At 40.4% G+C, this 13,960-nt stretch carries 10 protein-coding genes; all 10 read right to left on the bottom strand.

Annotated features, from left to right (window positions below):
• Positions 1-29: 29 nt before the first annotated feature.
• Positions 30-1,358, bottom strand: a complete 1,329-nt coding sequence (locus J2I46_RS11790; RefSeq protein WP_207329242.1) for a hypothetical protein — start codon at positions 1,356-1,358, stop codon at positions 30-32.
• Between the two features lie 235 nt (positions 1,359-1,593).
• Complete coding sequence (locus tag J2I46_RS11785; RefSeq protein WP_229379723.1) at positions 1,594-3,480, bottom strand: autotransporter outer membrane beta-barrel domain-containing protein; 1,887 nt, start codon at positions 3,478-3,480, stop codon at positions 1,594-1,596.
• A gap of 79 nt (positions 3,481-3,559) precedes the next feature.
• The gene (locus J2I46_RS11780) at positions 3,560-4,990 is read right to left on the bottom strand and encodes a right-handed parallel beta-helix repeat-containing protein (protein ID WP_207329241.1); all 1,431 of its coding nucleotides are present in this window, start codon (positions 4,988-4,990) and stop codon (positions 3,560-3,562) included.
• A gap of 416 nt (positions 4,991-5,406) precedes the next feature.
• A complete protein-coding gene (locus tag J2I46_RS11775; RefSeq protein WP_229379722.1) occupies positions 5,407-7,107 on the bottom strand; it encodes an autotransporter outer membrane beta-barrel domain-containing protein in 1,701 nt (566 codons plus the stop codon).
• Between the two features lie 110 nt (positions 7,108-7,217).
• A complete protein-coding gene (locus tag J2I46_RS11770) occupies positions 7,218-8,114 on the bottom strand; it encodes a glycosyltransferase family 2 protein (protein ID WP_207329240.1) in 897 nt (298 codons plus the stop codon).
• A gap of 52 nt (positions 8,115-8,166) precedes the next feature.
• Positions 8,167-8,973 (bottom strand): glycosyltransferase, encoded by an 807-nt coding sequence (locus tag J2I46_RS11765; protein WP_207329239.1) that lies wholly within the window; start codon positions 8,971-8,973, stop codon positions 8,167-8,169.
• Between the two features lie 144 nt (positions 8,974-9,117).
• Entirely contained in the window at positions 9,118-10,242 is a 1,125-nt protein-coding gene (locus tag J2I46_RS11760; protein WP_207329238.1) for a glycosyltransferase family 4 protein, read from the bottom strand.
• 4 nt (positions 10,243-10,246) lie between these two features.
• Positions 10,247-11,140 (bottom strand): hypothetical protein, encoded by an 894-nt coding sequence (locus J2I46_RS11755; protein ID WP_207329237.1) that lies wholly within the window; start codon positions 11,138-11,140, stop codon positions 10,247-10,249.
• A gap of 5 nt (positions 11,141-11,145) precedes the next feature.
• Positions 11,146-12,504: a lipopolysaccharide biosynthesis protein gene (locus J2I46_RS11750; protein WP_207329236.1), complete on the bottom strand. Its 1,359-nt coding sequence runs from the start codon at positions 12,502-12,504 to the stop codon at positions 11,146-11,148.
• A 260-nt stretch (positions 12,505-12,764) separates the two neighbouring features.
• The gene (locus tag J2I46_RS11745) at positions 12,765-13,853 is read right to left on the bottom strand and encodes a GNVR domain-containing protein (RefSeq protein ID WP_207329235.1); all 1,089 of its coding nucleotides are present in this window, start codon (positions 13,851-13,853) and stop codon (positions 12,765-12,767) included.
• Positions 13,854-13,960: the final 107 nt, after the last annotated feature.

Genomic DNA, 13,960 nt, shown 5'->3' with positions numbered 1-13,960 from the left:
TAGACAGCTATCTATTTAATTTGTTCTTCCTATTTTCCCTGGCCTTCACGTTGATCTAATAAATGTTCCCAATTGATGTAACGGTTCTCATTATAAAAGGGGATAGAACTACCTATTTCTGCGATAAGAAACGTTTGATTCTCCGGACGAACAAATCGTTGAGCAAATTTGCACAACAACGCATACCGATCGATCCCAATCACCTGCTTGATAAAGTGAGCTATCTTTTGAAGATACACTAGCTTTTCTTCAAAGTCCTTATAATTTTCTTCATTCGACTTTCCAGCTATTTGCTGAGTTGGTTTACTAAGTAAGTTATTACCTTTCAGCAAAGCGTAGAAAGAGCCTTTCCTTTGGGCGCTAAACGGATCGTCAAACGTATATCCTGATTCTATTAGTCGCCGAAACAGACGTCGGTGAAACTGGCTAATTGAGGTTCCATCCTGAAAAGCGGCATAAGAATAAGAGTAAGATTCCCGGTACTGTCCCATTGCCTCTTTCGCTAGTCGCTCTGCATAGCAATCACTAACGGAATACAGATCAGGGAACGGTTGAATATACTTTGGGCGAAATTGTTCGGCGTTAGCGGCGAGGGTAAAATTAAAGTTGGAGAAATGAAAGAAGACCAGCGGCATCAAACCTGTGCCATCTATTCGGTTGATTACCCAGAACGTACCCTGACGGTTTACAATCTCGCGCTCGTGCCAGTTCCAGATAGCCATGTTGTAACCTAGACCCCGTTCTATATGCAGGTCTTCAATTAGCGATGGGATGAAATCCATCCATTTCTGATCAGTGTGCAAACCGTCTATCTTATCAGCATAGCATTGATCAACTAACCGCCGTTGCCACCATTCAACAACTCGACGACCATTTTTCGTATTGGCAATAGCACAGAAACCAAAGTTGAATATCCCGACGTGCATTAGCATGCCTTCGGGCACCAGCCCTGTATACGATTGTTCCATCGTGCAGATATGGGGAGTTACTACTAACGATGAATGGCTAAGCTGGTCAAAGATTCCATTTAATTTGGTAAATATGTAAATATCAGGATCGAAATAGATAACCTGCTGGGCTCCCTTCTGAAAGAAATAGGCGAATGCGAACGGTTTAAGAGCTGTGCAAAATTCAGTGACGTTATATTTGAATGCCATCTCCTTTAACCGATCTACTCCTAAAGCTATCGCTGGAACAAACGTATAGCGCTGTGGTTCAGAATTTAACGTATCACCGTCGGCATCGGCTACGATAATAAAGAAGGTTACGTCCGGATGAACCTTCACAAGAGAATCTCCTAAGGCGTTAGCCATCGGAATGTAATTCTTAGCAACTATTGAAAAGACAACTTTATCCATGAAACACTGATCAGCTCCTAAATTTACAACAAAACTACCTTGGAAATGCTGACAAACTCAGTAAAGTACAATTATGGCCATCACTCAATTATTACTTTAACAACTTTGTGACTTTGGGCAAACTCGAGTCTTGACTAATTAGATTAAGATACACAACGCAAAAATAGCAGCGTTGATCCTAATCAACGCTGCTATTTTTCAGTAACGTACTCACCTCTCTTTATCAGCTTAGGGTTTAATTGCTTTTACTATGATGCAGTTTGGCGGCCTCCTCACGTAATTGAATAACTTCTTTTTGTAGTGAGATGACATATAAGGTCAACTCTTCTATTTTTTCTAACAGCTTAGCATCCATTTTTCCTAAATCTATCCCCTGCTTAACTACATCAGTAGCAGACGGAATACCGGGCAAATGTCTGTTTTCACGAATGTATTCCTCCACTTCACTTAGTGACCGTAAAGAATAGTTAGGAGCAAACACATAATCGCTCCACTCTGCCGTATTCTTAACAGCAACCTTGACACGCTCAGTGAGAATACCATCTGATACGTATAGCTTATAGCCTGCAGGTCTTTTTATTAATCCGCTGCCAATTATAACACCTTCACTGTTATCATTAGCTGTATGCGTATATTTTCCATCAAACTGCCACAATGCAACGGTAGTGTTCGCATCTGTTGTTCCTACCCTAGCACCAGCTAAATAGTTCGCTAGGATTACGTTACCATTCCCATCAACAGTTAGAAACTTACTGCTATTAGTGGTTGCGCCGTTTGCTGATGTTAAATTTTCTAACCGCAATCCTGACTGACCATTCGTACCACTAGTCAGGTGAAGGCGTGATGTGGGGGAGCTGGTACCAATCCCTACATTGGCCCCACTTCCTAAAACCAGCGCATTGCTTATATTAACTCGTGCGTTGTTGCCAATTGCAGTAGCGTTGTTTAGGCCGTTAGCACCAGCATCAGCACGGAAGCCTAGGAATAAGTTGTTTGTACCACCCGAATTTGTACGGCCTGCTTCAAAGCCGACAGCTAAATTATTATTGCCGTTATTCCCAACACCATTACCAGAATTAGCACCAATATATATATTGAAACTACCAGAGCTATTTCCTCCCCCTGAGTTATCACCTAAAAAGTAATTTCCTGTTCCAGTAGTATTCGAAGCGCCAGAATTAGTACCAAAAAAATAATTGCTAGAACCTGTAGTATTAGCCATACCAGCCTGTACACCAATGAATGAGTTAAACGTACCAGTAGTATTATTCTGGCCAGCGCTTGATCCAATGAACGTATTAGCGCCAGCTGTAGTCTTAAAACCTGCATAAGTGCCTACAAACGTGTTTGCGCTAGCTGTCGTAGCTGTCCATCCAGCATAACTACCAATCATTACGTTGCCTCCTCCTGTCGTAGTATTGTTACCGGCACTGTAGCCCATGAATGTATTATTATCCGCATTACTATTTGCCCCTGCAAACGCTCCCGAAAATGTATTATAGTTACCAGTAGTATTGTAAGTGCCAGCAGCATGTCCTAGAAACGTATTTTCAGTACCCGAAACGTTTCTATTTCCGGAGAAAACACCGAGAAATGTGTTATAGTCAGCTGTAGTATTATAGACGCCAGACTCATAGCCAATAAATGTATTGAAGCTACCAGTCGTATTATAGCCTCCAGCATTGGCACCAAAGAACGAGTTCAGCGAACCGTTGTTATCTTGCCCTGCACCAATTCCAAAAAAGGCGTTGTTATTTCCGGTTGTATTGTATGTTCCAGCGGTATGCCCGAAAAATGAATTATTCGCACCAGTTGTATTGGCATTACCGGCGAACGTACCCATAAAGGCATTGTTGCCGCCAGTAGTTAATGCTTGTCCAGCACCGAATCCAACAATAGCATTATATGTTGCGGTAGTGGCAGCAGAGCCCGAACTCTTTCCCACAAAAACGTTACCGCTGCCTGTCATGGAGGAATTTCCCGCCTGTACTCCAATAAGCACATTACTAGCCCCTGGACTAGCCTGACCTGACGTGAGCGTTATGTTGTTTTGCGCGCTTGATAATTCTACAGTCATCGCTAACACCCCTGTGATTGCATAAATAGCTTTTTTCTTAAGCATGTGTTTGAGTTGACAATAATCAGAAAGATTAATTTTAGTTGTTTTATTGTGACTGCCTAGCTGAGCGAAAAAGCTATATCTATTGCTTAACACTTATTGGGGTAGCTGTTTTAGCTTCAGTATAATTGCGTACTGATGTGCCCCCCCAGGTCCCATTAGCTATCCGATGAACAAGATTAGGAGTAATGTTTTGCTCATACATGTTCTCAGAATAGACGTTACCCCAACAGTCGTCATTAATGCCTGTTCTATAACCCCGGACTGTGTTACGCCTGATTTGGTTTTTTTGGGCTGGGTATTCAGCAGATCGGAAGAAAACGAATATACCCCCACGGTCGCTGAATTTGGAAGCGTCTATACCCTGATGAACAATTACGTTACCCTCTACCACACTGTTACTTGATCCTTCCAGACTTACACCTGTTGGGCTAATGCCTGTAATTAGGGGATTATCAATGATACGGAATCGATTATTGTCTATTATTCTTATGGGAATACCTCCCGTTCCCTCAGTCGTAATTCTCATGCCCCGAATCAGTACATCCTGGACTATGTTAGTACCTACCGTAATAAGCCCACATGCACTTTCCCCTCTTGCAACAATGGAGCCGCCTATAAACGAAATCTGCTTACTTAATTGATCCCCTATTAAACCGATACCGTGCCCGTATGAAACGCCCTGATCTACTGTGTTATTTGTAAATGCTATCTGTTCGCTACCATAGAAAATAGCAAGGCCGTAATTTTTACAGTTACGCACGACATTACCACTAGCTGAACACATGCTACTATGTTCAAAATCTATACCAACGTCACCACATGTTTCTACTTTATTGTTAATGATAGCAATATTTCTGCCTTTATTACCCCATATTCCACCACCGCCTACGTTACGTACCTGATTACCACTTATACGCAGGTTCTCGCACCAGCCCGCAGTGTCGTCTCCCCACCACTGAATACCATGTTGTGCTTTATCAACACGGCATTTGGTTATATTCACTTGCTGTGATGTAACAATATTAATTCCCTGAGCTTGACCTATGCCTTTAGCCCCACACCCAGTAATCTGTAGGTTAGTTAGATTAACTCGCTTACACCCTGCTATCTGAACGGCTTGCTCGGCGACTTCACGTATATGCAAGCCGCTAATGCTAACATGCTGTGCGTCAAATACCTGTATACCAGTACCTTTTTTTCTATGCAGTCGATTGCCATCAATCAAGCCACTCCCAGTAACAATTACACCAGTCGATAGCGTCAAAACCGGTGTTGATTGTTCTGTAGGTAATCCTTTTAGAATGGTTTTTGGCCCGATAGTCAGTCGAGTATCCTTAGGCAAAGTGATTGTCCGTACTAGATACGTACCTGCAGGCAAAACCACAGCTTTGCCTGCTTTCCTATCTATTAATCGCTGAACTAGAGCCGTTTGATCAACAGGGGTGGTTGAGCTAAAAGTTGTAGTAAACGACGTGGAACTGGCAAGCAATATCTGTAGGAAACTAATCATTGAATAAATAATCTTATCATCTCATCCTAGGCATACACAGCCCCTCTACCCCTTTCCTTTTGTGTAGCAAGTTACCTAGACTACATTCAAACCTACTTAAACCTACAAAGACGTAAAGACAGCCTCAATGCAACTTTAGCGGACTGAGCAAAAGACAAGCATTACAACAACGTCATACGATAGATTCATAGTATCACTGTATAACACCAGCACCGTTGCTTCTTCAAAATTAGCCTATGTGTTATATTAAATCTATATTTTTACTAGTTATATATCCAAATATTCATCACCTGCTTTGAATAGAAGCTTTGTTTTGTTAGATTCTTCTCATTAATCTATGGTCTCTTAGGCGACAAAACAGCAAAGCCTCACTAAGTGAGGCTTTGCCATACTAATTTATATCTATACTGGTCCCTCTAGCGACGTATACGCTGAGCGGGCTTACTATTACTATCCTGAGCGACTTTATTAATCTGGCGTTGAAGCGATTCATTCTGCTTTTTCAATTCAATAACGTATAGAGTCAGTTCCTCAACCTTTTCTAACAGCTTTGCGTCCATACGACCAACATCAACTCCTTCATTTACAACTTGTTCAGCTGAGGGAACACCAGGTAAATGGCCTTGAGACTTGATGAATTTTTCAACCTCAACTAATGGCTTTAGCTTATAATGGGGGGCAAACACGTAATCACTCCACTCTGAGGTATTCCGAATCGCTACTTTCACCCGCTCAGTCAGTATACCTTTACTAACGAAGAGATTATAATCAGATGGCATTTTACTAACACCCTGACCAATTACTACGGCTCCGCTGTTACTATTGAACAGGTTATCTCCTTCTTTAGACCATTGAGTTGGTTGGGCCGCTTCACGAGCATTACTGTTTAGACTTCCCAAGATGACATTACCGCTAGCATCTACAGTTAAAAACTTGGTCTGATTAAGAACACTAGCCGCAGAACCATTAGTAAGATTCTCTAATCGTAAACCTGACTGACCGTTTGTACCACTGGTTACATGTAGGCGGGCTAAGGGCGAACTAGTACCAATACCTACGTTGGCACCACTACCGAGAACAACGGCGTTTGAAACGTTGACTTTAGCATTATTACCAATAGCCGTAGCATTACTCAAGCTGCTGCCCCCAGCATCAGCGCGAAAACCAATGAACGTGTTGTTCACACCAGATTGGTTGCTTCTACCTGCCTCAAAGCCTACAGCCAAGTTGTTGTCTCCATTCACACCTGGACCGTTCCCTGAGTTAGCGCCAATGTAGATGTTGAAGCTACCAGAACTGTTGCCACCACCTGAATTATCACCTAAAAAGTAGTTACCATTACCAACAGTATTGGCTCCTCCAGAGTTGGTACCAAAGAAGTAGTTGCTAGAGCCGTTAGTGTTAGACGATCCCGCCTGCACTCCAATAAATGAGTTAAATGTCCCGCTTACGTTGCTTACGCCTGCTCGGTAGCCAACAAACGTATTAGCCCCAGCCGTATTGTTCTGACCAGCTTGCGTACCGATAAACGTATTCTGAGCACTTGTGACATTTGACACTCCTGCCAATGAGCCAACGAAAACGTTACCACCTGCTGTGGTGTTACTGCCGCCCGCGTCGGTGCCAACAAATGTATTATCAGCCCCGGACGTATTGCTGTAACCAGCTCCTGTTCCTACAAACATATTATTGTAGCCAGATTTATTAAAAAAGCCAGCTCGGTAGCCGTTGAATATGTTGTTGTATCCAGTCTCATTCGTATAGCCAGCACCGTTTCCGAAAAACGAATTATTGTTACCAGTTATATTGTTGGTCCCAGCTTCGTAGCCCATGAAGCTGTTATAACTTCCAGAAGTATTTTGTCGTCCAGCCGACCCACCAACGAATGCATTTTGAGTGCCACCCATGTTGAGTATGCCAGCTGCACGGCCTAAGAGCAAGTTTCCATTACCGCTCATATTCTGGTTACCAGCTCCTACTCCCAAAAGCGTATTGTCAGCCCCTCCAGTACTTGTAGCAGTGGGTGCAGTAATAGCTATGTTATTCTGAGCTAGCGCAGGAAGCGCAGATGCGCAGCTAATAGCTGTTAATAAACGAAATAGTAGTAACTGTTTCATATAACAAACAGAAGGGTTTTGACTAAACTAACTTTACCTATCTAAAAATAAATTCAGTAAGTATACACCCTTTTAAGATATAATGATGTTACGAGCAATAAATATACCATTCAGTGTATGTGCAGAAATTTAATCAAAAATGTACGCCATTTGCGGGAAATCGGCATATTGTTCTCTAAATCAATAATTTGCCTTAGCGCTTTTCTATTAATAAGCGATAGCTGGTGGCCATATAGGCTTAAGAAAAGTCGCGCTTGGTTAATTTCAGCGCAAAGAAAATGAGACGCCTGTTCTTTACTCAACAAAAAGTTATATAATCGACTCCAACGAGTACGCCATGTTACAGCATCATTGTTTGTGACATTCGACGCATGTTGACGGTAGAGAACAGTAGGCTGGTTGATAAATACGCAGCGTCCAACACCATAAGCCACACAACCAATCCAAAAGTCATGCATTAGTACGAGATCGGGCATACGTCTTACTTCAATAGCCATTGCCCGATTGATAATCATCGTGCAACCTGTTATTATATTTCCGTAAAGTAATGATTTGAAGGATTCTTTAGCTGGCTTTAACTTTCGATGCTCCCAATAGGAAACGGCAAGTTTATTGAGTTGTTCGTCGACCACAATCAAATCGGTGTATACCATTGTTGGCTTAGGACTGTCAATTTTCTTTATGGCCTCAACAGATCGAGCGAGTTTATCAGGTAACCAGATGTCGTCCTGATCGCAAAAAGCAATATACTGTCCACGACATGCTGACACCGCTTTTTTAAAATTTCTAACAACCCCTAACGGTTGGTCATTCACATGAATAGTTATTGGTAGCTGTTGTATAAACTGATTGAGTACAGCAAGTGTGTTGTCAGTTGACCCATCATCAAACACAATAATCTCAGCCGGTTGAAGCGTTTGCTGACTTAATGATTCAAGTAATTGCGGTAGATACTTAGCCCCATTGTAAGTAGCTAATGCGACTGAGAGAAGAGGGCATTCATTCATCCGAAGACCACATTATAATTTATCTAGGCAATATGAAACAGCATAATAGAGCCTATCTAGGCAACATATCTATCCTTAGCCATCGCTTTAGCCTGACTTTAAGATTGACCAGGTTTAAGCGTTTACGTATGATAATGATAGTTTGCTGAAGCCAGTAACTGAACATGGCCCATCGGAGACCCACACCATGGAAAACGCGCTTATGCACTAGCTGCATTTCTCGAAAACCACGTTTAATTTGGTTTTCGCTGATACCATCACCTCCGAAGTTACAGATGATTAGATCCATTGCTTGGTGCGGCACCTTATTAAGTGCTAACTTTAAATTGAACTCATAATCAGAAGCAATACGCATTGTTTCATTATACAGGTTATTCGCAAAGATGCTTCTAGCGTAGAACATTCCTTGGTGGTGAACTTGGTAGCGCATCCAATATGGTGAGCCAAACCTTGCCCTTAACAAATTCTTTTGTTTTACACAAGCTACATTACCTACGAAGATTTGGACAGAAGGCTGGCTAACCGTAATAATGTCCGTTACTTTTTGTAGAGTGGTCGATTCGTATAACTGGTCATCACAACCTATGAAATAGAGCCACCGCCCTGTAGCCATTCTGATACCAGCATTCAGGCCTGCATATAAACCAACACCTGGTATAACCTGTACTCTTTTACTAACAATAGAGCTCTCGTTAATCAAATCTATAGTCTTGTCAGTGCTACCTCCGTCTACTAGCACAACTTCATAATCCACAAATGTTTGATTGTTAATGCTATCAAGGCATTGACTAATTGTTTTTTCTCCATTAAGAATTGTAATAATTATGGAGATGAGCGGTTGTTGACTATCTGCACTCAAAATCGCATCAATTTGTATATCTGAGAATACCTATTCTTGACAAACGATATATCTTTAAGCATTGTTGTCGCTACCAATTCAACTGATAAGTAGGCTATAGACATATTATCAACGAATTTAAGGGAATAGCACTCCTGTCTTACCTTACCCCTTAACACTTTCATAAACTGATAGCGTTCGCTCAACTGTCTGCGCCCAGGAAAACAGAGACAGTCTTTGATATCCCTTTGAAATCAGACTGCTACGCAGGCTCTCGTCAGATATTACTCGTTCAACAGATTGTGCGATTGAGTCCTCTTCTTTTGGATCAAAGTATTGAGCTGCATCACCGCCAACTTCAGGCAGTGAACTAGTATTACTTAATACACAAGGGCAACCACAAGCAAATGCTTCTAGTACCGGTATACCAAATCCCTCGTAGAGAGACGGAAACACAAATGCGAGGGCGTTTGTATAGAGGCTTTGTAGTTTAGTATCATTAATAGGTTGATAGGCTATTCTCGCTTCAAGGTTGAACGATCGTATCAATAGCTGTTCTTCATCCGTGAACGCACCTCCTCCTGCACAAATAAGGCGTAGTTCATCTCGCTTTATAATGCTTTCTATCGCTCTCAAAAATGTGGGAAAATTCTTGTAAGCGTCTCGCTTACCAACATAAAGCAAATAAGGGGCTATTGCCATATCAGGCAAGGACATATTAGTAGTTAACTGGTTAGTAGTTAACTGGCCTAACGAACTTCCTAAATGCACAACATGAATTTTATCAGGCTTAAAACCATGAAGTTCTATTAAATCCTTTTTTGTAGCATGAGAAATCGCAATGATGGCCGATGCTTGCTCACCTAATAGTCTTTTATCATTTATCAACTGCTCAACATTACTCAGTTCCTTATACTGTCCGTTAAAACGCTCATGTATAGCATCATAGAAGGTAACAACAAACGGCTTTCCCTTAAGAAATGGTATAAAATAGGGATCGTAATTAGTTGAATGAAAAATATCATAGCGAGTCCACTTTAGATCCAAAATAGTATGATATTTATTCAGTTTATATAATATGTCTGTTTTTTTGTAAAAATCTATTTCTGAAAAAAAATGGTGTTTCTTTAAGCCAACTTCATCCAGATGAACATTATTAGAGAAAAGCAATGACAAGTACGCGTTCGTGTCAACTGTACGGTTTATTCCAGTAATTAATTCGCAGAAGTAGCGAGATATTCCACCATACTCCTGTTGAGAAAACGCTTGATGGTCAAATAGAATACGCATATTATTAGAATTGCTCCAATTGATTATTGCGAGTATTTACAACAGGTAAACCCTGTATTATATCTCTTCGCTCCGTGTAACCAGCAAACGATAAATCTCCATTTTTATCTCGTGCTTCTCTAAACCGAGCAGGCCTGTACCCTTCTTCGGGGGTTGGAGTATATAAATTATCGACGAGATGATCTTTTACAAAATAAGCGTTATTACCAGCTTGATTGCAACCCACAAATGTATACCCTTTTAATTTTCCTAAGTCGCAGAGGGCAAGAAGTGAAGCACCAAAATACAGATTAGAGTGATGAGCTATTGTTCGAACAAAATCAGCTTTATAAGGAGTAGTAATGGGCCTATCTATACCAAATAAACTGTTGTACTCAATTATTACCACCTCAGCTTCTACAACCGTAATAGCTTTCCACACCCAATAGTCATTGCCATCAATATCTATACTAAGTAATCCTATTGTGCCAGAAAACCCGTTACTACTTAAGAGTTGGTTGATATTTTCCGCTGTTACAAACGAGTTAACAGCTTTCAAATCATGACGCCAGTAGATAGGGTCTTTCTGAATATAATCAATGTGAGATTTGGAACCATCAATAACTAGGCCTTCCCAGTTGTTATTTAATAATAGAAACCGGGTATTAGACTCTTCATATGACTCAACACCAAATTCTACAAATCTTTGTGAGCTTAATGATAGTTTATTTATCAACAATTGAATTATACCATCATCACCAAACTGAGAAAATACCTTAAACTCCGCTTCTTGGATTGAGCTGGAAGTGTTGATATTTTTGGCAAGTAAACTACCTATGAGTAAACGCGTTTCATGGTTATCTTGTTTGTTCCGCCTTATTTCGGCTAAGATCCTCCTTGCACTTTCTAACAATTTCATAAAATTTAACTTGCCCAAATACCAGAGGCCTTGTTTGTAATTAGTTTTCTTGCCTGTATGGCACTTAAAACAGAACCAATTAATAATGAAATGCAAGTAGCAAGAATAACTCCAGCGCTACCAAGCTGTAGCTCTCTTCCTAAGTAAACAGCCAACGGAATATTCACCAGAGCTGAACTTAATGCAGAATACAATTGCAGTCTTACTTTACCCATACCATTAATAACTGACACGGCTACATTGTTCCAACATGTAATAATAACACTGAGACCCATAAATAAGTTAAGTAATAGTGGTACTTCTACTCGGTCGCGCAGCCAAAGATGATATACATTACTTGCAATCAACGCCATAACAATTATAAGTACTACCAACCCCGTCCAAAGTTGTTGCAATCGGCGGTAACTTGATCTCATCCACTCATAATCTTGCTTTATGTGAGCTTCCGTATAAGCCGACCAGAAAGGCGCTAAAATAATTGCGAACACCGTACTAGCTAAGTTGAAATAACGATATGCAATATTATAAGGTGTCACTTCAGAAGGACCAAATAGCTGAGTTATAATTAAATTATCCGTATAAAAAATAACAATAACAGCAATTTGTATAAGGAAAAATTTGTAACCTAAACTGAGTAAATTGTTATTATATTGACGCTTAGCTAATCGAAAACTAGGCTTGTAAATTTTAAGGCTAGTACTGTATAAAACAAAACTACTTATTATCGTTACTGCTAACGGAAATACGGCTGAAACAATAGCTAAGTTGACTAAACTACCGGTAGAGTAATAACTTAATATATAAATAGCTAACAATATAAGTGCATTAGTCAGTAGTTGTAGAGCATTTATTATAGCAGTGTTCTGTAAGGCTAATAAAGTAAAATTAATCAAATCTAGTACCAGCTTTAAACTGATTGATAAAAAAGTAATGAGTGCTATTTGCCGCAGCTCATTGTTGTCGATCTCCGTATTCAAAATACGCTGCCACGGAATGTAGTTATTAATGCTAACAAAAAGTGCAATTAAACCCACTTGTATAACTCCGAATAGTACATAAGCAGTGCTCAAGTAAGAACGAGCCAATTTATAATTTTGCTCAGATACTGCTTCAGCAAAACGGTTACGAAGGCCATTGCCCACACCAATATCCAGTAGTGCCATCAAGGTAGTTAATGAACTAAGAGTGAGCCAGACACCATATGCTGTTTTAGATAGATAGTCAAATGTGATAGGCACTGATATGAGCGAAATGAGAGTACTCCCCACCTTTATAACCAGCCCCCATAATCCATTTTTTACAACTCCAATTGTTCTGGGATGCAGAGATTTAAATCGTTTAGGTAACTCAATTCGTAATGCCATCGTACTACTATGTCAGAATAGTTCAACTCAACTTGCAAACATTTCAGCCTCTAATAAAAAGCTGGTAACCTTTTAATCACAACACGTTCTAATAATCATTTATGGTAATTACTATAATTTTGCTGCATTGTTTTATAACTTGTTTAGCCGAGTATTTAAAACAACTCTTCCCCCTGTAAGATGATCTAATCCGTTTCTTCTTACAGTACCTATCGTGAATTATATTAGGAATAAAACAGACAGACACCTTTTCATTTAAACTAAAAGTTGTAAGCTTGCTTAACTTGTCGAATAAGCAATATAATTACGCTAAGCATAGCAGCAGATACTGCAAATCCTAGTATAATAAAAGTACGTTTTGGAGCGCTTTTCACTAAGGGCACAGTTGGTGGATCTAATATTTTAAATACAGGAGTCTCTTCTTGTACCCTGATTTTTGCCTGTTCTAACTGCTTTGCGAGATCACTATACACGGTCTGGGCGAGCAAATAATCGGCTTGTAACCGTTGTTCACTAATTTTGGCCGTGTTCAAATAGAGATTTCGGTTCTGGTCCCGATAAGTAGCAATGGCATATTCCGCAGTCTTATAATTGCTTTGTGCATCATTAACCTGTTTCTCCAAAAATCTCACCTGTTGGCGAAATTTTTCTGTTCTGTAGTTTACAATATAGCTAGTTAAGTAATCTAGTGATAGCTTAGCAACTGTTGCTGCCACAAATGGATCAGGTTCAGTGGCAGCAATTGTAACGAGGCCGGTTTTCTTATCGTAAGTAGTTATTACAGCATTTTGAACAGCCGTTAGTAACCCTTCCTGCTCTCGTGTGATTTGGAGAATTTGACGGAGTTGAGAATTAGTCCTCGCACTTGCCTCATTTGCAGGCTGGGTAGTCCCAAAAACCATTTCAATGAGATTTGCTTGCTTCGTACTCATCATAAACTCTTGTAACGTTGTCTTTGCATTTAGTTTCTCTGAATAGACCGAATCCTTCAATAGAGTCAACGCAAAAGGATTACTTTGCAATACGTTTGGATAAATGTCAGGATGGATCGCGTCCGACTGCTGCCCAAAGTTGTCAATGTTAACCCCTGCTAAACCGGCCAAAGAACCAAGGCTTCCTAAGCCTCCTGTAGCTTTAGCCTGAACTTCGGGCATTACTGTTACTTCTGACGTATAAACATTAGGCTTGCTAAATGCGTATATACCGCCTAATACAAAGCCTACTAGTGTTGCTATCAGAATAGTTAAACGGCTTTCTTTAATGAAGAAAGCAATATCCTTAAGGGAAATCTCAACTACCTGCTTGTCGCTCTTAATCGACTGGTCAGTAGTATATTCAGGTATTGACATATAGTTTTTATAACGATCTCCACGTCATTATAGCTTTGAAATGGGCAAATAACGACCAGAAGCGTAACCTTCGGCACCTCAATTACCTATAGGACGTCGACTCAGTC

This window comes from Fibrella forsythiae (genome assembly GCF_017353175.1).
GTDB classification, from domain to species: Bacteria; Bacteroidota; Bacteroidia; order Cytophagales; family Spirosomataceae; genus Fibrella; species Fibrella forsythiae.
This window is presented reverse-complemented; position numbering and strand designations above follow the sequence as displayed.